The 20,189-nt window shown below is 68.6% G+C and carries 21 protein-coding genes; 13 read left to right on the top strand and 8 right to left on the bottom strand.

Translation table 11 applies throughout. From position 1 onward, the window contains the following. Positions 1-489: 489 nt before the first annotated feature. Positions 490-930, top strand: a complete 441-nt coding sequence (locus ASD38_RS20245; protein ID WP_056462895.1) for an RrF2 family transcriptional regulator — start codon at positions 490-492, stop codon at positions 928-930. A gap of 81 nt (positions 931-1,011) precedes the next feature. On the opposite strand, the gene ASD38_RS20240 is transcribed toward ASD38_RS20245, so the two are convergent. Continuing rightward, on the bottom strand, positions 1,012-1,443 hold the full coding sequence (locus tag ASD38_RS20240) for a CBS domain-containing protein (RefSeq protein WP_056462892.1): 432 nt from the start codon (positions 1,441-1,443) through the stop codon (positions 1,012-1,014). 230 nt (positions 1,444-1,673) lie between these two features. Between ASD38_RS20240 and hfaA the strand changes: the two genes are divergently transcribed. The 8 genes from hfaA to ASD38_RS20195 all read left to right on the top strand — a co-directional run bounded on the left by hfaA (position 1,674) and on the right by ASD38_RS20195 (position 11,699). Next, complete coding sequence (gene hfaA, locus ASD38_RS20235; protein WP_442856958.1) at positions 1,674-2,150, top strand: holdfast anchoring protein HfaA; 477 nt, start codon at positions 1,674-1,676, stop codon at positions 2,148-2,150. Continuing rightward, a complete protein-coding gene (hfaB, locus tag ASD38_RS20230; RefSeq protein WP_056440000.1) occupies positions 2,140-3,153 on the top strand; it encodes a holdfast anchoring protein HfaB in 1,014 nt (337 codons plus the stop codon). The genes hfaA and hfaB overlap by 11 nt, the downstream gene beginning before the upstream one ends. Next, on the top strand, positions 3,119-4,300 hold the full coding sequence (gene hfaD / locus ASD38_RS20225; protein WP_056462889.1) for a holdfast anchor protein HfaD: 1,182 nt from the start codon (positions 3,119-3,121) through the stop codon (positions 4,298-4,300). The genes hfaB and hfaD overlap by 35 nt, the downstream gene beginning before the upstream one ends. 1,289 nt (positions 4,301-5,589) lie before the next feature. Further along, the gene (locus ASD38_RS23530) at positions 5,590-6,132 is read left to right on the top strand and encodes a curli assembly protein CsgF (protein WP_082554781.1); all 543 of its coding nucleotides are present in this window, start codon (positions 5,590-5,592) and stop codon (positions 6,130-6,132) included. 2 nt (positions 6,133-6,134) lie between these two features. Next, entirely contained in the window at positions 6,135-6,923 is a 789-nt protein-coding gene (locus ASD38_RS20215) for a CsgG/HfaB family protein (protein ID WP_082554782.1), read from the top strand. 86 nt (positions 6,924-7,009) lie between these two features. Then, positions 7,010-8,068, top strand: a complete 1,059-nt coding sequence (locus ASD38_RS20210) for a beta strand repeat-containing protein (protein ID WP_056462885.1) — start codon at positions 7,010-7,012, stop codon at positions 8,066-8,068. A gap of 37 nt (positions 8,069-8,105) precedes the next feature. Then, a complete protein-coding gene (locus ASD38_RS20205) occupies positions 8,106-8,489 on the top strand; it encodes a hypothetical protein (RefSeq protein WP_156390808.1) in 384 nt (127 codons plus the stop codon). A 288-nt stretch (positions 8,490-8,777) separates the two neighbouring features. Beyond that, positions 8,778-11,699: a M16 family metallopeptidase gene (locus ASD38_RS20195; RefSeq protein WP_056462878.1), complete on the top strand. Its 2,922-nt coding sequence runs from the start codon at positions 8,778-8,780 to the stop codon at positions 11,697-11,699. Between the two features lie 64 nt (positions 11,700-11,763). On the opposite strand, the gene ASD38_RS20190 is transcribed toward ASD38_RS20195, so the two are convergent. Next, positions 11,764-12,180 (bottom strand): GFA family protein, encoded by a 417-nt coding sequence (locus tag ASD38_RS20190; protein WP_056442539.1) that lies wholly within the window; start codon positions 12,178-12,180, stop codon positions 11,764-11,766. A gap of 10 nt (positions 12,181-12,190) precedes the next feature. Next, positions 12,191-12,334 (bottom strand): hypothetical protein, encoded by a 144-nt coding sequence (locus ASD38_RS24350; protein WP_200946029.1) that lies wholly within the window; start codon positions 12,332-12,334, stop codon positions 12,191-12,193. A 71-nt stretch (positions 12,335-12,405) separates the two neighbouring features. Between ASD38_RS24350 and ASD38_RS20180 the strand changes: the two genes are divergently transcribed. Both ASD38_RS20180 and ASD38_RS20175 read left to right on the top strand, forming a co-directional pair. Then, entirely contained in the window at positions 12,406-13,329 is a 924-nt protein-coding gene (locus ASD38_RS20180) for a LysR substrate-binding domain-containing protein (protein ID WP_056442546.1), read from the top strand. A 101-nt stretch (positions 13,330-13,430) separates the two neighbouring features. Continuing rightward, positions 13,431-13,640 carry a DUF3126 family protein gene (locus ASD38_RS20175; protein ID WP_028041048.1) on the top strand — a complete coding sequence of 70 codons (210 nt, stop codon included), beginning with the start codon at positions 13,431-13,433 and terminating at the stop codon, positions 13,638-13,640. 133 nt (positions 13,641-13,773) lie between these two features. On the opposite strand, the gene ASD38_RS20170 is transcribed toward ASD38_RS20175, so the two are convergent. Further along, entirely contained in the window at positions 13,774-15,051 is a 1,278-nt protein-coding gene (locus tag ASD38_RS20170) for an MFS transporter (protein WP_235523910.1), read from the bottom strand. A gap of 69 nt (positions 15,052-15,120) precedes the next feature. Between ASD38_RS20170 and ASD38_RS20165 the strand changes: the two genes are divergently transcribed. Both ASD38_RS20165 and ASD38_RS20160 read left to right on the top strand, forming a co-directional pair. Beyond that, the gene (locus tag ASD38_RS20165; RefSeq protein ID WP_082554783.1) at positions 15,121-15,771 is read left to right on the top strand and encodes a TetR/AcrR family transcriptional regulator; all 651 of its coding nucleotides are present in this window, start codon (positions 15,121-15,123) and stop codon (positions 15,769-15,771) included. Further along, positions 15,771-16,457, top strand: a complete 687-nt coding sequence (locus ASD38_RS20160; protein ID WP_056442549.1) for a GNAT family N-acetyltransferase — start codon at positions 15,771-15,773, stop codon at positions 16,455-16,457. Before ASD38_RS20165 ends, ASD38_RS20160 begins: the two co-directional genes overlap by 1 nt. 191 nt (positions 16,458-16,648) lie before the next feature. Here ASD38_RS20160 and ASD38_RS20155 read toward each other — a convergent pair whose 3' ends face one another. From ASD38_RS20155 to ASD38_RS20140, 4 genes are all read right to left on the bottom strand, one after another. Beyond that, entirely contained in the window at positions 16,649-18,637 is a 1,989-nt protein-coding gene (locus ASD38_RS20155) for an OPT family oligopeptide transporter (RefSeq protein ID WP_056462872.1), read from the bottom strand. 93 nt (positions 18,638-18,730) lie between these two features. After that, entirely contained in the window at positions 18,731-19,063 is a 333-nt protein-coding gene (locus tag ASD38_RS20150; protein ID WP_056442568.1) for a hypothetical protein, read from the bottom strand. A 55-nt stretch (positions 19,064-19,118) separates the two neighbouring features. After that, positions 19,119-19,484, bottom strand: coding sequence for a hypothetical protein (locus ASD38_RS20145; RefSeq protein WP_235523909.1), 366 nt, complete (start codon positions 19,482-19,484; stop codon positions 19,119-19,121). Between the two features lie 193 nt (positions 19,485-19,677). Then, complete coding sequence (locus ASD38_RS20140) at positions 19,678-19,983, bottom strand: hypothetical protein (RefSeq protein ID WP_056462867.1); 306 nt, start codon at positions 19,981-19,983, stop codon at positions 19,678-19,680. Positions 19,984-20,189: the final 206 nt, after the last annotated feature.

The raw sequence follows: 20,189 nt of genomic DNA, 5'->3' as shown, positions 1-20,189 counted from the left end.
TTAACCACCTAGACTTGGAGAGTAACTTCAGAAGTTCTTGCGAACCAGCTTGGTTACTCTCGGGAGAGCGGTTTCTATTGAAGCCGCCATTCCCTGTCAACCGGCCTTTTCGCTTTCGTCTATGAGCTGGCCGAAGCCGCTTCGAAGGACAAAAGCGCGGCGACGAAGCCCTTGAAGACAGGGTCTTCGCAAATTCGTCACCGAGCCGATTGAGGCTGCGGAACCTAGCGATCCACCTTTCCAAAAGCAAGGCCCGAAGGCCTCGAATTCGTCCGGCGGGCGTTGGCCCCGAAGCGAGGGCGGTGTTTAGCCACCGCCCCGAAGAGTCGCAACCGCAAAAGCGACCTGATCAACCGCACACATCTCTTTCCCTGTGCGCGGATCTGTGAATGGTTTGAGGCTGGGCCTCGTCGCCCTGCCGGGACGACGACTCTTGCGCCATCCCCTCCCCTGCCTCCATAGACCTCTGCAAGAGGAGGCCCCGCGTCCATGCTGTCCCAGAAAGCGCGCTACGCCCTGCGCGCCATGATCGAACTGGCCCGCGAGAACGGACAGGTCACCGCCGGCGAGCTGGCGGTGCGCGCCGATGCGCCGCGCAAGTTCCTCGAGGCCATACTTCTTACACTGGCGCGCCAGGGCCTGGTGATCAGCCGCCGCGGCAAGTTCGGCGGCTATCTGCTGGGCCGGGAGCCGACCCTGATCAGCTTCGCCGAGATCATTCGACTGGTCGATGGTCCGCTGGCCTTGACCCCGTGCGTCAGCCGCACGGCGTTTCGCCGCTGCGAGGATTGCCGCGACCTGGCCACCTGCGCCCTGCGCGAAGCCTTGCTGCGGGCTCGCGACGCCACGGCGGCGGTGCTGGAAGGTTACAGCCTGGCCGACGCGGTCGCCGGTTCGGGCGCGGAATTGCTGGGCGAACCGGCGCGCTGATCGACGCTCTATATAGGCGCCGTATATAGAGTGCGTGGGCGGCCCCTGTTTCGCCGCCCAAAACAGATCCGCGACGCCGCCTCAGCCGGCCGCGATATAGGCCTTCAGCCCCTCGGCCTCGGCCTGGGCCTCGCTGATCTTGTATTTGACCAGGTCGCCGATCGAGATGATGCCGGCCAGGCGCTTGCCCTTGCAGACCGGCAGGTGGCGGATCCGGCGGTCGGTCATGCGCTCGAGCAGGGCGTCGACCGTCTCTTCCGGCTGGGCGAAGACCACGTCGCGGGTCATGCAGAAGGAGATCGGCTTGGCCAGGGCGGCCGCGCCGCCCTCGGCGATCACCCGCACGATGTCGCGTTCGGACAGGATGCCGGCGATCGTCTCGTCTTCCTCGAGCACCACCATCGCGCCCACGCGCCGGGTGTGCAGCAGGGCCGCGGCGGCCCCCACCGTCTCGTTGGGCGAGGCGGTGAAGACGAGGTCGCCCTTGTCCTTCAGGATCTGAGAAACCAGCAAAGCTTAATCCTCCCTGATACTTATTTCAGCTCAGGGTCTCGCAAAGCGGCCCCCTTATCAATGGGCTGGATCACGGGGGGCCCGCTGGATCCCTGTCGCGACCGCCAAAGTCGTCCCGGAACCGGCGAACTTAACCAAATCGCGAGACCTTCGGGGTTAGACCGAACGCTGTCCGATATTGGCACGGGGGTTGCTAGCCGTCGGACACGTCGGTGTTCACGAGGTTCCTGATGGCTGCGAGTGAGAAGAAACTGCCGGGCGCCGGTCGCCCGCTGGCGATCAGCGCGGCGGTTCTGGCTCTGGCCATGGCCGCGACCGGCCTGGTGCTCTCCACCCAGGCCCATGCCCAGACCCTGGACAGCAATTCCGCCGCGTTCAACGCCGGCTACGGCCGCACGGCCGGTTCCGAGAACCACGTGCTCCAGTATTCGACCCGCGACGCCAACGGCAACCGGGTCATCGTCGACGGGGTCATGCTGACCGGCGCCGACCAGAGCGTCTATTCGTCCAGCCAATCGTCGGGATCGCTGGACAGCTATTCGGGGGTCGGCGCCTTGGGGGGCTACGGCAGCTCCACGGCGATCGGCAACAACCTGACGGTCGTCACCCAGGGCAACAACAACACGGTGATCGTCAACTCCAGTCAAATCAACAACGGCTCCATAACGGCCGGAACGAACGTCGGGAAATCGGGAAATGGCCAGTAAGCGCCTCAACCTCCTGCTGGCGGGGGCCTGCGTCGCGCTGAGCGCCTGCGGCGGGGTTCCCAAGTCCATGACCGACGGCAACTACGCCACGCCGATCGGCTCGGCGCCGGTGACCGCCAACCCGACCCCCTACACCGCGGGCCTCGTCTGCCTGGCTCAGTACGCCCGGACCAACCACGTGGTCGCGCCGCGCGTCGCCATCGGCCGCATCGCCGACTACACCGGCAAGGAAGAGTCCGACGGTTCGGGCCGCAAGGTCACCCAGGGCGCCTCGCTGCTGGCCATGACCGCCTTCGCCAAGGCCGGCATGCCGATGGTCGAGCGCTTCGACACCTCGGTGTCCGAGTACGAACTGAAATACGCCAACAACAAGCTGATCTCCGACAACCCCAAGCCGGGCGCCGACGCGCCGGCCGACTATCGCCGCATCCTGGCGGGCCAGGTGCCAGGGTCGGACTTCTACGTGGCTGGCGGCATCACCGAGCTGAACTACAACATCCGCTCGGCGGGCGTCGACGCCTATGGCGGCGACAAGGACACCGACGGCTTCAAGGCCAACTTCCGCCGCCGGGTGTTCGTGATGAACATCGCCCTGGACCTGCGGCTGATCAACACCCGCACGCTGGAGGTGGTCGACGTGATCTCCTACCAGAAGCAGGTGGTCGGCCGCGAGATCAGCGTCGGCGTCTTCGACTTCCTCAATGGCAACATCTTCGACATCTCGGCCGGTCGCGGCGCGCTGGAGCCGATGCAGCTGGCTGTGCGCTCGCTGATCGAGCGAGCCACCATCGAGATGAGCGCCAACCTCTATGGCATGCCCGGCCCGCAGAGCTGCCTGCAGTACGATCCCTACGCCGGCAACACGGTGGGCGCGACCGGAGCCTTCGTCCCCGCCTACAACAACCTGGGAACCAACAATGCGCAGACCCGCGAAGACCCGTCTCGCTGGAACGATCGCAGCGATCCCAATGTGCGTGATGCTGGCAAGCGGGGTCGCTACTAGCCAAACGACCCAGGGCTCGAACGACCAGTTGAACGTCGGCGCCCTGTTCGCCGACCAGACCCTGAACGTCGTCACCGCCGACGAGGGCGTCACCGCCACCACCACGGCCGGGGCCAACACCTTCGGCATGACCGTGGTCGGCGCCGACGCCGGCCTGACCTCCAACCAGGTCAACCAGGGCGCGGTCACCGCCCACGGGGTCGTCAATGTCTCAAGCTCCATGGGCGACAGCAGCAACGTCACCACCACGGCGGTGGGCAACAGCGGCACGGCCACGGCGGCCTACGGCACACTCAGCGGCTTCATGGTCCAGACCAACAGCGGCGCCGTCACCGCCCGCAGTCAGATCGAGGCCGAGACCGCCCAGGCCGGCGACGTGATCGAAACCAGCCTGGCGGCCGGCAACAGCCAAGGCCTGCTGATGGTCAACGGCGCGATGGGCGCGCGGGTCAGCCAGAACAACCAGGCCGACGTGGCCGCCGACGGCGGGGCGATCATCCAGTACGTGGCCGGAACCGCGGTCGTGGCCGGCACGGCGGCGGGCAACAACATCGACCTGACCGGCGCCAGCCAGTCGGCCGCCCGGGTGATCACCGACCAGAACAACGGCGCGGCCAATGTCACGGCCACCAAGTTCGCCGCCTACGGCAACAGCTACCTGACCACCACGGCCGCCACCGCCTCGGGCAACAACCTGAACGCCGCCAACGACGGCACGCTGCTGGACGTGGCCAGCCACCAGGTCAACACCGCCTATGTGCGGGCCCAGGCCGAGGAGAGCTCGTACCAATTCGGCGGCGCCCAGGCCACGGCCTACGGCGTGGGCAATTCGGCCATGGCCAGCAACGCCAACGGCCCGGGCCTGGTGCTCGACAACGTCCAGGTCAATGACGGCGGCGGTGTCGAGGTGATCGCCAGCTTCGAGGGGACCAGCGGCTACGACGCCGGAGCCGGCGCCACGGCGATCGGCAACGCGGTCAGCGGATACGCCTGCAATCAGTGCGGGGGCGCCATGACCGCCGCCAACAGCCAGGCCAACAATGTCGACGTCAGCGCCCGCTCGACGGTGACCGTGAACGCCGGTCGTTCGGTGGTCGGCGTCGCCACGGCGACCGGCAACAACGCCACCTTCTCGGTAACGAACTAGGATCGTCAGGACCGGGCTCCCTTCTTGATGGGGTGCGGTGATCACTTGCCCCCTACGGACCGCTTCGCGGTCGTCTTCCCCCGCAGGGGGAAGAGGCGCCGCCGCCGGCGCCGCGCGTCCTCCGCCCCCTGTGGGGGCGGACAGACCGCGAAGCCGCCAGGTGAGGGCAAGTGTTCGCGGGCACGACGTTGCAGGCACGGCTCTTCGACCTCGGGCTTTCGCGACGAGTGGATGGGGAGGCGCGGAGCGGTCCGGGCCCAGCCCGGATGACCGTGGGTTTGGATGTGCGTTTCGGCTAGACCTGACCGCTCCGCCGAACCGTTTTGACCGAGGGACGTCGATTGAGGGCCTGTTTCATCCCGATCGACGTTCCCCCTCGGACGGGCAGGATCAGGTCGCCCGGAAGGGGCCGTCGGCGACTCCGACTGATCCTGGAACAGGCCGGTTTGAACGTTCCGGCCCCGTCGACCCCGACTGTCCGGCGTTCGTCCATCCCGGGCCTTGGATCCTTCTGAGACCCGCTTCCCGACACGATCCGCCCGCCAGGCCAGCCAGGCCCCGCTCGGTTCGATCTCCATCGCCTGCTTGGGCCGGTACCAAGAGCCCTCCCCCGCGATGGGGACGGGTATGATTGTGCGCCGGGTTTGAACGCTGGCGCGGTTGTGACGCTGATTTTTCTGCAACGCGCTGGAAAGGTTGGAGTTCTTCGCGACACTGGCGGGGATAGACCTTCGCCCATCCCCTAAACCCCGTCATCCCGGGCCTTGTGCCCGGGCCCCCTGGTTCAGCCGACGGTGCAGTGCAATGGCGCGCCGGCGCGCCACACCCCCGCCCCTTGCGGCGGACAGAGGGGTCCCGGGCACAAGGCCCGGGATGACGACTGAAAAGTAGGGAAACATTCGTCAAACACCCGCCCGCAGCGGCGAGGCCGCGCCGGCGCCGGGAGGCGGACGCGGCCGCCCTCACCCTTCCGCCTGTGCGCCGCACACCGCCACCTTGCTCAGCGGGTCGCCCATGGCGATCGGCCTAACGCCATCCACGACGCTTCCAAAACCGTTCCCGTTCCAAGACAGGCAAGCGCAGCGGACGAAGTTGGCGACACAGTATTGGAAGTCGACATTCCTGTATTTCACCAAGCATGGAATACACAGACTTCATTTTCGCACTACAGCTAAAACTAGGTAAAAGACCTGATTGACACCCCTAGACCCGGGGAGCAAGGGTTTGGTTATTATGGCGCCGCTTGACGGTTTGCCGTCAAGACGATCGCCATCCAGGATGGCTTGACTATGCACAGTTTCACTTACGCACCCCCCGGCGGGCGGGTGCGAAATCTCGCCGGTTCCGGCGAACGAGATCTTGCGCCGTCTCGTCGGCGGGGTTCCCGACAGGGCTCCCGGCGGCCGGGCTGGGTCGCGGGCGGCGCGGCGGCGCTGAGCCTGTCGCTGGCGACGACGCCGGCCCTGGCCACCGATCTGCGCTACGCGCCGATGTCGCCCAACTTCGGCGGCTTCAATCCCGTCGCCTTCCAGATGGCGCAGTACAAGAAGTCCCTGGAGGCCGCCGAAGCGGCGGCCGAGGCCGCGGCGGCCCGCTCGGCGACGCCCAGCGACCCCAACCAGGCCTTCATCAACGCCATCGTCTCGCAGCTCAACGGCATCGTCGCCCAGACCATCGCCCAGAAGATCGCCAACGCCCAACCCGGCCAGGCCGGCACCGTCCAGTCGGGATCGGTGACCATCACCTACGTCAATTCGGACGGGCAACTGAGCGTGACCATCACCTCGCCGACCGGCACGACCACCCTGGTCATCCCCTCCGGCGGGGCCTGAAGATGCGGGGGGGCCCAGCGTTCATCGGATTGATAGCGGCGGCCGCCCTGGCCGGCTGCGTATCCGCGCCGGTCAGCCCGCCGGAGGTGCTGGCCCAGCCGCAGATCGCCCTGCCGCCGGCGCCGGCGCGCGCCCTGACGGTCGGCGTCTACAGCTGCATCGACACCTCGGGCCAGCGGCGGCCGACCCGCCTGCCGCAAGAGCTCAGCACCGCCGTTCCGATGGACTGCACCCCCTATCTGATCGACGCCGTGCGCTCGGTGCCGCGAGGATACGTCTTCCTGGTCGAGCGGCAGCATGTCGACGAGCTGTTGCGCGAGCGGCAACTGGCCACCCTGGCGCTCAACGCGCCGACCGAGACCACCGCCCCCGCCGCCGGCCTCGAGGCGCTTCCACCGCCGCCGGTGCGGCGTCTGATCACGCTGAGGGTCGCCGAGATCCTGCTGATCGGCCAGGTGGTCGCCTACGACCGCGCCACGCGTCAGGTGGCCGGCGGCGTGGCGGTCAATTCCACGGGCGGCAGCGGAGAATACGTCACCGACCTGGTGACCTTCAGCCTTCGGGCCGTGGCCGTGCAGACGGGCGAGGTCCTCGGCCAGACCACGGTCAGCAAGTCGGTCACCTCGCTGTCGATCGGCGGACACATCTCGAAAATCTACACGGCCGACGTCGTGGAACTGGAATTCGGCGGCGCGGGCAACGAGCCCGTGGGTCTGGCGCTGGGCGCCGCCGTGCGCAGCGCACTCATCGCACTAATCAACCAGGGGCTTCGCGACGGATGGTGGTCCTGAACGGGTCTCGATAAAAAGGGAGTGAGGAAATGTCTCGGTTTCAATTCGCCGCGGGCCGTCAAGGCCGCCTGGCGCGATCGGCCAGAATGCTTCTGCTGGCGTCAGCCGCCTGGCTGGCCGCCGACGGAGCCTTCGCCGCCAACACGCTCAATATCGACATCAGCGGCGGCGGCACGGTTCGGAGCCTGCGGATCAGACAGGATAACGTCGGACCCACCCACGTGATCACCGCGAACGGCGCCACCAACGGCGCGGCCCTGCCGATTCGGGGAGCCTGGAACACCATCGCCATCACCCAGATCGGCGAGAGCAACACCCTGGGCGGCGCGTTCACCTCGAGCGGCTCGACGACCGCCGCGCTCAGCCTCACCTATGGGGCCGCGGGAACCGGCGGCAACAACCATCACACCCTGACGATCGGCGGGACCACGGCGCCGGTCAATCCCAGCGTCACGGTGGCCGTCATCAACAGCGATCCCACGAACGCCGCCAACACGATCACCGACGTGCTGGACGGCTCGAGCCTGACCTACAACCTGACCCTGAACGGGACCGACAACGTCATCAGCAACACCTTGGCGGCCACCGGCGCGGTCACCCTGACCGAAAGCATCGCCGGCGGCGTCCTCGGGCTCGGCAACACGGTCACCAACAACGTCACCGGCGCGACCTCGATCTCCGGCTCGATCACCATCGCCTCCGACGACAACGACGTCAGCAACACCTCGAACGGGGCCGGAGCCAAGACCTTCAGCGTCACCCTGCCGGTGGGCGGCGCCGACGGCAATACGATCAGCAACGACTTCACCGGCGGCACGGGGACCCAGGTCTCCAACCTGACCGTCACCGGCGTGACCTCCCGCGTCGACTACAGCGTCGAGGCCAGCGGCGTGGGCTCGACCGTCAACACCACGCTGAGCAATACGGTGGGCGCGGCGGGCGCGGCGGGCGTGGTGCGCGTCGTCCAGACGGGCAGCGGCGCATCCCTGGGCCTGACCGTCAACGGCGGCGCCTTCACCATGGGCTCGGACACGGTGGACGCCCTGACCGGCGGCATCCTGGTCAGCCAGGAGAGTCCCGGGGCCACCGCCAACCTGATCGTCACCGCGGGGGACAATGGCTACACCTTCGCGATCAATCAGTAGATCCAGGGTCCTGGCGTGCGCGCTGGCGATGGGCGTCGTGCTGACGACGCCCATCACCAGCCGGGCCGCGACCTTGCTGATCTGCAGAGTGTTCGACACCGCGACGCCGCCCATCCGCGCCTTGGTGGTGCCGGCCGGTTCGCTGTTTCGCGACACCGGGCGGTCGGACGACCCATTGGCCGCCTTCACCGGTGACGCCTGGTCCCTGCGCTTGGAGACCGTCGGCGACACCGTGATCCCGTCGCTGCGCGCCTGCGCCAAGACCCCCGTGCGGATCACCAGCGACTCCAGCGTCAAGTCGGTGTCCGCGAACGACAACCGGACCTTCGTCTACGCCGGCTCCAACCTGCTGCTCGACGCGCCCGAAGGCTCGGAGGAAATCTTCGGCCTCACCGGCAAGATTCTCGATCAGGCGCCCTGAGGCGTCCGCGCCCCGGCGGCCGCATCGCTCCACGGCGCCACCTTGCTCGGCAGTTCGCCGACGGCGATCGGCTTGGCGATGGGATCGTTCCTCCCGCAAGCGCGATATTTCCCGATCTGCCGGGCCAGGACATTGGCGCCGAGAGCGATGATCGGCGCCTCGGCGGCGCAGGGCTGAATCTCGCATGACCGCGCCGAAGCGTGGCCTTTCCGCCCAACCGTCGCCTTGCTTGCGCCACGCGCTCCGGCCAAGGCGCGCGACTTTCAACGCTCTGCTTCAAGGTCGCACATGATCCGCGTTTCGCGCCTGGCCCTCGTTCTCTCGGCCGGGCTCAGCCTCTCCGCCTGCGCGACCCTGTCCCATCTGAAGCCCGGCCAGGGCGACAAGACCGTCGCGTCTTCGTCGACGCCCAAGGCTCCCGCCGCGCCGGCCTCCTCCAACGCCCCGACCATCGACCTGGTGAAGCCCGGCCAGTGGCCGCAGGCGGTGTCGGACGTCGCGCCCGACCCGCGCATCCGGTTCGGCGTGCTGCCCAATGGCATGCGCTACGCGATCCAGAAGAACGCCACCCCGCCCGGCCAGGCCGCCCTGCGCCTGTGGTTCGACGCCGGCTCGCTGAACGAGACCGACGAACAGCAGGGCCTGGCTCACTTCCTGGAGCACATGGCCTTCAACGGCAGCAAGAACGTGCCCGAAGGCGAGATGACCAAGATCCTCGAGCGCCACGGCCTGGCCTTCGGCGCCGACACCAACGCCTCGACCAATTTCAGCGAGACGACCTACCAGTTGGACCTGCCCAAGACCGACGACGACACCGTCGACAGCGCCATCATGCTGCTGCGCGAGGCGGCCGGCGAGCTGACCATCGCGCCCGAGGCGGTCGACCGCGAGCGCGGCGTGGTGCTGTCGGAGGAGCGCACGCGCGACAGCCCGGGCTACCGGGTGTTCGTCAACACCTTCGGCTTTCAGCTGCAGGGCCAACGGCCGCCGCGGCGCCTGCCGATCGGCCAGACCGAGATCCTCAAGACCGCCCCGGCCGACCGCATCCGCGACTTCTACCAGGCCTGGTACCGGCCCGAGAACGCCGTGGTGGTGGCGGTCGGCGATTTCGACGTCGACGCGATGGAGGCCAAGATCAAGGCCCGGTTCGGCGACTGGAAGGGTCAGGGCCAACCCGGCGTGAGGCCGGATCTGGGACCGGTGGCCAAGCGCGGCCTGACCGCCAAGGTGCTGGTCGAGCCCGGCGCCCAGACCTCGGTCCAGATGGCCTGGGTCCTGCCGCCCGACCTGGAGCTGGAAACCCGCGCCAAGGACAAGGAAGAGTTGGTCAAGGCCCTGGGCTTCGCGGTGCTGAACCGCCGGCTGCAGGTGCTGACCCGTTCGGCCGAACCGCCGTTCATCGTCGCCGTGGCCATGCAGAACGACCAGGAGCACGCCGCCGACATCACCACCCTGTCCGCCACCGTCCGGCCGGGCGACTGGAATCAGGCCCTGACCGCGCTGGAGCAAGAACAGCGCCGCATCGTCCAGTACGGCGTGCGCCAGGATGAGCTGGACCGCGAGATCGCCGCCCTGCGCGCCGGCTTCGCGGCCGCCGCGGCGGGCGAGGCCACCCAGCGCACCACCGCCCTGGCCGGCGCGATCGTCGGCACGCTGACCGACCGAGAGATCGTCACCAGCCCGTCCCAGAACCTGGCGGTGTTCGACGAAGCCACGAAAGGCCTGACCGCCGACAAGGTCTCGGCGATGCTGAAGGCCCAGTTCGCCGGCTCGGGCCCGCTGATCACCATCCCGACGCCGACCGCCATCGAAGGCGCGGAGAAGGCCGTGACCGACGCCTACGCCGCCTCGGCCAAGACCCCGGTCGCCGCCCCGACCGGGCCGGGCGTCACCACCTGGCCCTACGCGACGTTCGGAGCCACGGGCGCGGTCGTCGAGCAGAAGGACGTCACCGATCTGGACACCGTCTTCGTGCGGTTCGCCAACGGCGTGCGCCTGACGGTCAAGCCGACCAAGTTCCGCGACGACCAGATCCTGGTGAAGGCCCGGATCGGCCACGGCCTGCTCGACCTGCCGGCCGCCACCCAGAGCCCGATGTGGGCCGGCTCGGCCTTCATCGAGGGCGGCCTCAAGCAGATCAGCACCCAGGACATGGAGCGTGTGCTGAACGGCAAGGTCTACAACGCCGGCCTGGGGGTCGAGGACGACGCCTTCAGCCTGTCGGGCCGCACCCGTCCCGAAGACCTCGACACCGAGCTGCAGGTGCTGGCCGCCTACGCCACCGAAGGCGGCTGGCGCCCCGAGGCCTTCGCCCGCATCAAGACCTACTACGGCACGATCCACGATCAGCTGCAGAGCACGCCCAGCGGCGTGATGGGCCGCGACCTGGGCGGGCTGCTGCACGGCGGCGACGGCCGCTGGACCTTCCCCACCCGCGAGCAGATCGCCGGAACGACGCTGGACCAGCTGAAGGCTTCGGTGTCGGGCCCGCTGGCCGCCGACTCCATCGAGGTGGTGATCGTCGGCGACACCACGGTCGACAAGGCCGTGGCGGCGGTGGCCCAGACCTTCGGCGCCTTGCCGCCCCGGGCCGACCTTCCCGCCCCGGCAGGGGCCGAGAACGCGCCCTTCCCCGCCCCTTCGCCGACCCCGATCACCCGCACCCACAAGGGCCGGGCCGACCAGGGCCAGCTGTTCATGGCCTGGAGGACCGACGACCTGTTCGCCGACCTGCAACGGGCCCGCAACACCCAGGTCCTGGCCCAGGTGATGCAGCTGCGGCTGACCGACGAACTGCGCGAGAAGCAGGGCGCGACCTATTCGCCCTCGGCCTCGGCGACGGCCAGCGTGGCCTTCACCCACTGGGGCTATCTGGCGGTCAGCGTCGAGACCCCGCCGGACAAGATCGACGGCGTGATCGCCAGCATCCGCAAGATCGCCGCCGACCTGCGCGACAAGCCGATCACCGCCGACGAGCTGGAGCGGGCCAAGAAGCCGCGCATCGACCAGATCGAGAAGGCCCGCGAGACCAACGAATACTGGCTGGGAGCCCTGTCGGGGACCCAGACCGACCCGCGCCTGCTGACCGCCACCCGCTCGGTGCTGGCCGGCCTGCAGCGGGTGTCGATCGCCGACGTCCAGAAGGCCGCCCAGACCTTCCTGGGCGACGACAAGTCGTGGACGATGATCGTCAAGCCGGAGGGGAAGTAGGGTCGAAGACCTTCAAATGGATCCGCTCATCCCGGCGAACGCCGGGATGAGCGGAGCTTTGAGGTTACCTCGGTGGCGGATTGACCTCGAAGCTCGGCGTGTCCGCGGGCAGGTGCAGCCACCGATGTCGGTCCTTCGTCCAGACCGCCTGTTCAGGCCTGGGAAAGTCGGGGTCTCCGAAGGCCCCGACCGCCACGCCGACCAGATGCGGCATCCGCGCCGGCTCCCAGAAGACGTTCGCGCCGCAGGTTCCGCAGAAGTGGAAGGTGACCGGCTTGCCGCTGGCGGAGTCGCGGGTGAATTGACGCGGCAACCCTTGGACCAGAGTCACCGCCGCCCGCTCGTAGAAGGCCGCGATGCTCAGGATGCTGCCGGTCCGACGCTGGCAGTCGAGACAATGGCACATCGAGACCTTCCGGGGCTCGTCCCCGCACGCCAGCTGGAGGTCTCCGCAGACGCAGCGGGCGATGCGCGGCGCCACGGCCCGCGCCCTAGCGGCAAGCGATCAGGCGAACCTGATCCCGCCGGGTCTGGGCCGGCGCGTGGGCGAGAGCCCCGTAGGCCACGAGACCCCAAACGGCCAACACGGCCGCCCATTGGGCGAGGGTGACGTCGTGGGGCTTGGTCCGGTTCATGCCGGCCTTATCGACCGGTTGCCCTGGCGCGAATAACGACTTATCAGGCGGCATCTGTGAGGTTTCGTCACATGGCCGCCCGCTCGCTTCCGCCGCTCAACGCCCTGCGCGCCTTCGAGGCGTTCGGCCGACGCGGCCGGATGACCCTGGCGGCCGACGAGCTGTGCGTCACCCACGGGGCGATCAGCCGACAGATCCGCCAGCTCGAGGACCACCTCGGCGTCGCCCTGACCGAGGGACCGCGCAACCGCCTGACCCTGACCGAGACGGGCCTGACCCTGGCCCAGGCCCTGACCCAGGCGCTGGACCAGATCGAGGCGGCCCTGCCCCGATCCGCGGGGGCCGGCGACGGGACGCTGGTGGTCTCGTGCCTGCCGACCTTCGCCATGAAGTGGCTGATCCCGCGCCTGCCCGATTTCGTCGCCGCCCACCCCGAGATCCAGGCGCGGATCGTGGAGTCAAACGGGCCGTTCGACTTTCGCGCCGACGGCGTCGACCTGGCGATCCGCATGCGCCTGCCGCACGCACCGCCTTCGCCCGACGCCGACGTCACCCCGTTCCTCAAACACTATGTCGGCCCCGTGGCCTCGCCCGATCTGGCTGCCCAGGTCGACGATCTGGACAGCCTGGCCCGCCTGCCCCGACTGCACACCCGCACCTTTCTGGAAAGCTGGGCCGAATGGGAGGCCGCGGCGGGCGTCGCCCTGTCGCCGGCGACGGTGAACCGCGAGTTCGACCACTATTTCTATATGCTGGAAGCGGCCGCCGCCGGCCTGGGCGTGGCCCTCAGTCCCTACGCTTTCGTCGAGAAAGACCTGGCGGCCGGCCGCCTCGTGGCGCCGCTGGGCCTGGTCCCAGGCCAGGCCCAGGTCTGCGCCCTGACACCCCGGGGCAAGGCCACCCGCGCGGCGCGGCGGTTCCGCGACTGGCTGGTCGTCCAGGGCGCGGCGACGGCTTCCCCGCCCGACACCCGAACCGGGTTCTCAACAGGCTGAGCCGGGATCCGGCGCAAAACCCCTTACACTTTCGCGTTCCGCCCTCTAGTTTCCGCCGATCCCCCGCGCCCCGCGCGCCCCACCGAGATCAGGAGCCCGTCATGGACGCCGCCACCATCGCCAAGCTCGAAGGCCATCTGAAGCGCACCTTCGGCAACCCGCACATCGCCCTGAAGGCTCGTCCCAAGCAGAAGGATTCCGCCGAGGTCGAGGTGAAGGGCGAATTCATCGGCGTCGTCTTCCAGGACGAGGACGAGGACGGCTCGTTCATGTTCGAGATGGCGATCCTGGCCGAAGACCTGGAAGGCTAGTTCGGCTTCCGACTTGCCCCCACCTGGCGGCTTCGCCGCCTGTCCGCCCCCATAGGGGGCGGAGGACGCCACGCTCAAGACCCTCTTCCCCCCATGGGGGAAGACGGTCGCGAAGCGACCCGTAGGGGGCAAGTCAGGCCGCGCTCACGACCAAACTCCGCCGCACCATCAGCGACGCCCCCGCCGCCAGCAGTCCCGCGACGCCGGCGATGATGAACGCCTCCATGTACTGCCCGTCCCGCGCGCGGATCACCCCCGCGCCGATCGCCGCCGTCGCCGCGCCCAGCTGGTGGCCGGCCCCGATCCAGCCGAACACGACCGGCCCGTCGCGATCCCCGAACGCCTCGGTCGCCAGCCGCACGGTCGGCGGCACGGTCGCGATCCAGTCCAGCCCGTAGAACACCGCGAAAACCGACAGGCTCATCAGCGAGAAGTCCGAGAACGGCAGGTAGATCAGCGAGAGCCCGCGCAGGGCGTAGTACATGAACAGCAGCTTGCGCGGGTCGTAACGGTCGGTCAGCCAGCCCGAGGCCGTGGTGCCGAACAAGTCGAACAACCCCATCAGCGCCAGCAGGCCGGCCGCCCTGACCTCGGGCAGGCCGCGGTCGCCGCAGAAGGCGATCATGTGCACCCCGATCAGGCCGTTGGTGGTCAGGCCGCAGATGAAGAAGCCGCCGAACAGCAGCCAGAAGGTGCGGGTCTTGCTGGCCCGGTGCAGGGCGCCGAACGCGGCGGAGAGGGCGTTGGAGGCCGAGCCCTTCGGCGGCGCCGTCCAGTCGTCGGGCGCGCCGAACGGGCGCTGGCCGATGGCGGCGGGGTCCTCGGGAATCAGCAGCCAGCAGATCGGGGCCATGATCGCGGCGACGGCGGCCACGGTCAGCACCACCGGCCGCCAGCCGCCCTGATCGGCGATCCAGGCCATGGCCGGCAGGAAGATCAGCGAGCCGGTGGCCGTGGCGGCGGTCAACAGGCCCAGCATCAGCCCGCGCCGCTGGACGAACCAGCGATTGACGATGGTCGCGCCCAGCACCATGGCCACCGCCCCGCTGCCGACCCCGGCCATCACGCCCCAGGTGGCCACGTACTGCCAGCTCTGGGTCATGAAGGCCGAAAGCCCGGTCGAGGCCGCCATCAGCAGCAGGGCCAGGCTGATCGTGCGCCGCACGCCGAACGACTGCATCAGCGCCGCCGCGAACGGTCCGGTCAGGCCGTAGAGGAAGATGCCCACCCCGGCGGCCAGCGAGATCGAGCCCCGGTCCCAGTGGAAGGCCTTCTCCAGCGGCAGGATCAGCACGCCCGGCGCGGCGCGGAGGCCGGCGGCCGACAGGAGGGCGAGGAAAGTCGCGGCGGCCACGACGAAGGCGTAGCGGTTTCCAAGGGTGCGGCGGCCAAAAGCCATGAGAGTCTGCATGCGATGTAACCGATCGGTACAGGGCTTGTCGCCATGCATACGTACCGGTAAGTAACATCGTCAAGAGCCATGGCCAAGAACGACGAAAAAACCCCCGCCTTGAAGAGTTTGGGCGAAACGCCCGAACACCACCTGCCCTACGGGCCGGGCCCGCGCGCCGCCGAGCGGATCTTCGAGACCGCGCGCGAGCTGTTCTATCGCGAGGGCATCCGGGCTGTCGGGGTCGACGAGATCGTCACCAAGGCCGGGGTGACCAAGCCCAGCCTCTATCGCGGCTTCAAGTCCAAGGACGATCTGGTGGCCGCCGTGCTGCGCGAGGTCGAGGTCGGGTTCTGGGGCCGCTTCGAGGCGGCCGAGGCGGCTTTTCCCGACGATCCCCGGGCCCAGATGGTCGCCTTTTTCGAGGGCCTGGCCGCGCGGTCGGGCGGCGCGGACTATCGGGGCTGCGCGCTCAGCAACGCCGTGGTCGAATATCCGGACCGCGACCACGCCGGCCGGGCCGTGGCCCAGGTCCACAAGCAGGACCTGCGCGCGCGGCTGCGGGCCAAGGCCGAGGCGATGGGCGCGTCCGACCCCGGGGCGCTGGGCGATGCGATGATGCTGCTGGTCGAGGGGGTGTTCACCTCCAGCCAGATGTTCGACGACGACGACAAGCCGGCCCTGGCCGTGGTCGGCGCCGTCAAGGCGTTGATCGGCGCCTATTGCTCCCCAACTGAGTGATGATGAGCCATCCCCTAGACCGTCCCGTCTGGTCCGCCTTCACGGGCCGCCAAGCCGACCTTGCGCTGCGCGACGGCGGCGCGCTGCGGGTGCATCCGGACTTCGGCCTGTTCGCCGCCACGGCGGATGACGGGCCCGAGACGCTGGAGGCCCTGGGCCGGCTGGTCCGCGCCCATGGCGGCGAGGTCGGACTGGTCGAGCGGTTCGATCCGCCGCCGGTCCCCGGGACCACGGTCGTCAACCGCGCCCTCTGCTGGCAGATGACGGCCGACACCCTGGCCGAGCCCAAGCCGGTCGACTTCGAGATCCTGCCGCTGACGAACGCCGACGCGCCGGAGATGCTGGCCCTGGCCACCCTGACCGCGCCGGGCCCGTTCTTCTCGCGCACCCACGAGCTGGGCGACTTCGTCGGGGTGAAGGTCGGCGGCCGGCTGGTCGCCATGGCCGGCGAGCGCATGAGGCCCGACGGCTTCACCGAGGTCAGCGGCGTCTGCGCCCATCCCGACCATCGCGGCAAGGGCTATGCGGCGCGGCTGATGCTGCACGTGGCCGGCAAGATCGTCGACCGCGGCGAGACTCCGTTCCTGCACAGCTACGCCCACAACGCCGGCGCCATCGCGCTGTACGAGGCGCTGGGGTTCCGGTTCCGGTGCGAGCAGGTACTGACCGTGCTGGCGGCCGCCTAGCCCCCCAAATAGCTGTCATCCCGGACAAGCGCGCAGCGCGCCGATCCGGGACCGACGCGTGAACTCAGAGCTTCCGGCGGTCCCGGGTCTTCGCTTCGCTACGCCCGGGATGACAATTGGGAGGAGTTGAAACAAAAAAGGACCCGGAGAGCCTTCGCCCTCCGGGTCCCTCAAAGCGCTCAAGCCTTCAACTAGGCCTGGATCTTGTTCGCCGACCGGCGGGCCCAGCCGTACAGCCCCACGACCACGGCCGCCGCGGCGATCAGGGCGAAGATCATGCCCACGTGCTCGGACGGCGCGAAGGGGACCTCCAGCGGACCGGGCTTCTGGGTGGCGACGATCAGGCCGGCCAGGGCGACGTTGAACAGGCTCTCGCCGACGATGAAGCCCGAGGCGATCAACACGCCCAGACGCTTGGCCGCCTCGCCCATCCGGTCCTTGTCGACCATCTTGTCATAGAGCCAGCCGATCACCGCCCCGACCACGACCGGCGCGGTCACGGTGCTGGGCAGGTAGATGGCCAGGCCCACGCCCAGAGGCGGCAGGCTGAGGCGGCCGTCGCTGACGCGGCGCAGGATGATGTCGACGATCACCAGCCCGAGGCCGATCATCGCGCCGTAGCCCAGCAGGCTCCAGTTCAGGTCGTGGCCGATCACGCCCTTGGCCAGGGTCGAGATCAGGGTCGCCTGCGGAGCGTTCAGCGGGGTGGAGCCGGCCACCGTGGCCAGGTTGGCCGCGCCGGCGAAGCCGTTCGACTGGTTCAGCAGCTCCAGCACGAAGGGGATGACGATGGCGCCGGCGACGACGCCGATGATCAAGGCCACCTGCTGTTTCCACGGCGTGGCGTCGACCAGCTGGCCGGTCTTCAGGTCCTGCAGGTTGTCGTTGGCCACGACGGCCACGGCCAGCACCATGGTGGTGACATAGAGGGCGTAGGCGACCAGGGCCTTGGCGATGTCGGGACCGATCACGCCGCGGCCGACCACGCCGACCATCAGCGAGGCGCCCAGCACCGTCAGGATGGCGATGCCCGAGACCGGGCTGTTGGACGAGCCGATCAGGCCGGCCATATAGCCGCAGACGGCGGCGGCCAGCAGGCCGGCGACCAGGACGTAACCGACGCCGATGGCCACCAGGGGCGTGGCCAGGCTGGTGATCGGGCCGCCGGTCAGGAAGTGGGCCAGGAACCAGCCGGCCGGGGCCAGCAGCAGCAGCGACACCAGGCCGACGATGCCGATCGGGATGTCCTGCTCGGTGCGCGGGATGACCGCGCCGCCGACCTTGCGGGCCTTGTTGGCCTCGAAGGCCGACATCAGGCCCGACCAGATCGGCAGGGCCAGCTTGCCCAGGGTCCAGATGGCGGCGGCGCCGATGACGCCCGCGCCCATGAACCGCACCTCGGTCTTCCAGACGGTCAGAGCGTGGTCGGCCACCGAGGCCCCGGGGATCGGGTGCAGGCTGGTCATGACCGGCACCAGCACGCCCCAGGCGATGGCCAGGCCCGCGAACATGGCGACGCCGACGGTGATGCCCATCAGGTGGCCCGCGCCCATCAGGGCCAGCGAGCTGGAGGCGCCCAGGCCGGTCGCGCCGGCCCCGGCCTTGAAGTAGCCCGCCACCTCGGCGGCGAAGATCTTGGCGGCGGCCAGGGCCGCGAACAGGGCCGAGGCGACGGTGCCCAGCACCACGGCCATCAGGCCGGCCTGGCCCTCGGCGGCGCCGGCCCGCGAGCCGGTGCCGACCTTCAGCACCTCGGCGGCGGCGACGCCCTCGGGATAAGGCAGGTCGGAATTGGTCACCAGGGCCCGGCGCAGGGGGATGGTGTACATCACCCCCAGCACCCCGCCGACCAGGCAGGCGCCGAAGGTGGTCAGGAACGGCACGTGGCTCCACCAGCCGATCATCAGCAGGCCCGGCAGCACGAAGATCACCGACGACAGGGTCCCCGCCGCCGAAGCGATGGTCTGGACGATGTTGTTTTCCTGGATCGTCGCGGTCTTGAAGGCGCGCAGCAGGGCCATCGAGATGACCGCGGCCGGGATCGAGGTGGCGAAGGTCAGACCCACCTTCAGACCCAGATAGACCTGGGCGGCGGTGAAGACGAGGGTGATGAGGATGCCGAGAAGGACCCCTCGGATAGTGAACTCCGAACGGGGAGTCGCGGCGGCGTCGGACGACATGTAGGGTCCCAAAACAGTTAAGGCGGTCGGACCTTGCACGTCCGACCGCCCTAAACTCAAGTCTTGTTCCGCATTTCGCGGTTTTGCGGTCGTTTATGACCGCGGCGCGCAGACCTCTTCGACGCGCGACGCCAGCTTGTCGTCCTTGGCTTTCACCGCCAGTTGATAAGCGTCCGCGCACCGATTGGCGTTGATCAGGGCGGCGGCCTTGCGCGCGCGGGCAAACTGCACGGGTGTCGGGCGCGCCACCTCGACACCCTCCAGGTCGTTGGTCCAGCGCACGTTGTCGGACTGGCCGTAATAGTTGCCCGAAGCGACCTGGGCCTGAACGGACCTCAGGCTGTGAACTTGCACCGATTGGGCCATGACCGGCCCGCTGACGCCGAGCATCGCCGATACGGTCAGCGCGATTCTCATGACCTTCATCGCTGATGTTTCCTTTGCGTTGACCAGGAAAGCCGGCTTCGCCCTTTGGGATCGGTTATCCCAACGGGGAAGGCGCGGCGGTGCACACCTCGTAGACGCGCTTGGCCAGCACCTCGTCTTTCTCGTCCACGGCCAGGAGATAGGCGTCCTTGCAGCGGTTTCTGTTGATCAGACTGGCGACCTGCGTCGCGCGCTCCCATTGCACCTTTCCGGCGTGGGCGCGGGCGATGGCGGTCCGCCGTTCGTTTTGCAGGTAGAACTCGCTCATGTTGCCCGCTCCGCCTTGCGGCACAATGATCGGGATGGGCTTCGGGGTGGGCGCCTGCTGTGCGAAGGCTGGCGCGCCGACGGCGAACAAGGCGGCGGTGATCACGGCGATTCTGACAAAAGACATCCCGGCTTCTCCATCCAGCTTCAACATGAGTAGGGCGGAACACGCTCAACGCGGCGGCTTCAACCCTAGGCAGCATGCTACACAACGGATAACGCCGCAACGTGAAACAACGGGGGCGGACACCTGGGCCCGCCGCGGTCATGGCGTGACGCGACCCAGTCGGAAGGCGCCCCGAAGCCTCGCCGCAACCGGCGAACGAGGCCGCGGTCTTATTCGCCGGCTAGAAGGTGGTCGGAGCGGTGCAGACCTCGTAGACGCGCTTGGCCAGCCGCTGGTCCTGATTGTTGGCGGCGAACAAATACGCGTCCTTGCAGCGGTTGTGGTTGATCAGATCGGCGGCCTTCACCGCGCGCTTCCATTGCGCCCGAGTCGCGTGAGCGCCCGCGATGGCCGTCAACTGACGGCCCCACATGTCCAGCGGGCTCATCGCGCCAACGTTGACCGGCACCATGGCCTGTTCGGCCAAGGCTGGCGAAGCGGCGGCGAGGAGGATCGCGGCGATCGCGGCGGTTCGGATCAACGACATTGAACGTTCTCCGGGCTCAAACAGACATCCGATAGCTTGGCCGCCTCAGCTCCTGCAGAGACAAGCTTCAACCTCTGGAAGAATAATCTCAGCCGTACACACGGCGCAATCCCCCGTTCGCCTCGAAAACCAAGGCCAGAACGAAAAGAGCGGGCCCGGATCGACCGGGCCCGCTCCTGACAGGTCAATTGACGCCGTTTGCGGCG

Source organism: Caulobacter sp. Root487D2Y (assembly GCF_001427165.1).
Lineage (GTDB): Bacteria > Pseudomonadota > Alphaproteobacteria > Caulobacterales > Caulobacteraceae > Caulobacter.
Note: the sequence above shows the minus strand (reverse complement) of the source record. Positions and strands in the feature narration are given on the sequence as shown.

What these genes read in the sequence shown, in the direction of transcription:
- ASD38_RS20245 (WP_056462895.1), top strand. Translation starts at nt 490, where the DNA reads ATGCTGTCCCAGAAAGCGCGCTACGCCCTGCGCGCCATGATCGAACTG.
- hfaA (WP_442856958.1), top strand. Translation starts at nt 1,674, where the DNA reads ATGGCTGCGAGTGAGAAGAAACTGCCGGGCGCCGGTCGCCCGCTGGCG.
- hfaB (WP_056440000.1), top strand. Translation starts at nt 2,140, where the DNA reads ATGGCCAGTAAGCGCCTCAACCTCCTGCTGGCGGGGGCCTGCGTCGCG.
- hfaD (WP_056462889.1), top strand. Translation starts at nt 3,119, where the DNA reads ATGTGCGTGATGCTGGCAAGCGGGGTCGCTACTAGCCAAACGACCCAG.
- ASD38_RS23530 (WP_082554781.1), top strand. Translation starts at nt 5,590, where the DNA reads ATGCACAGTTTCACTTACGCACCCCCCGGCGGGCGGGTGCGAAATCTC.
- ASD38_RS20215 (WP_082554782.1), top strand. Translation starts at nt 6,135, where the DNA reads ATGCGGGGGGGCCCAGCGTTCATCGGATTGATAGCGGCGGCCGCCCTG.
- ASD38_RS20210 (WP_056462885.1), top strand. Translation starts at nt 7,010, where the DNA reads ATGCTTCTGCTGGCGTCAGCCGCCTGGCTGGCCGCCGACGGAGCCTTC.
- ASD38_RS20195 (WP_056462878.1), top strand. Translation starts at nt 8,778, where the DNA reads ATGATCCGCGTTTCGCGCCTGGCCCTCGTTCTCTCGGCCGGGCTCAGC.
- ASD38_RS24350 (WP_200946029.1), bottom strand. Translation starts at nt 12,334, where the DNA reads ATGAACCGGACCAAGCCCCACGACGTCACCCTCGCCCAATGGGCGGCC.
- ASD38_RS20180 (WP_056442546.1), top strand. Translation starts at nt 12,406, where the DNA reads ATGGCCGCCCGCTCGCTTCCGCCGCTCAACGCCCTGCGCGCCTTCGAG.
- ASD38_RS20175 (WP_028041048.1), top strand. Translation starts at nt 13,431, where the DNA reads ATGGACGCCGCCACCATCGCCAAGCTCGAAGGCCATCTGAAGCGCACC.
- ASD38_RS20170 (WP_235523910.1), bottom strand. Translation starts at nt 15,051, where the DNA reads ATGCAGACTCTCATGGCTTTTGGCCGCCGCACCCTTGGAAACCGCTAC.
- ASD38_RS20165 (WP_082554783.1), top strand. Translation starts at nt 15,121, where the DNA reads ATGGCCAAGAACGACGAAAAAACCCCCGCCTTGAAGAGTTTGGGCGAA.
- ASD38_RS20160 (WP_056442549.1), top strand. Translation starts at nt 15,771, where the DNA reads ATGATGAGCCATCCCCTAGACCGTCCCGTCTGGTCCGCCTTCACGGGC.
- ASD38_RS20155 (WP_056462872.1), bottom strand. Translation starts at nt 18,637, where the DNA reads ATGTCGTCCGACGCCGCCGCGACTCCCCGTTCGGAGTTCACTATCCGA.
- ASD38_RS20150 (WP_056442568.1), bottom strand. Translation starts at nt 19,063, where the DNA reads ATGAAGGTCATGAGAATCGCGCTGACCGTATCGGCGATGCTCGGCGTC.
- ASD38_RS20145 (WP_235523909.1), bottom strand. Translation starts at nt 19,484, where the DNA reads ATGTTGAAGCTGGATGGAGAAGCCGGGATGTCTTTTGTCAGAATCGCC.
- ASD38_RS20140 (WP_056462867.1), bottom strand. Translation starts at nt 19,983, where the DNA reads ATGTCGTTGATCCGAACCGCCGCGATCGCCGCGATCCTCCTCGCCGCC.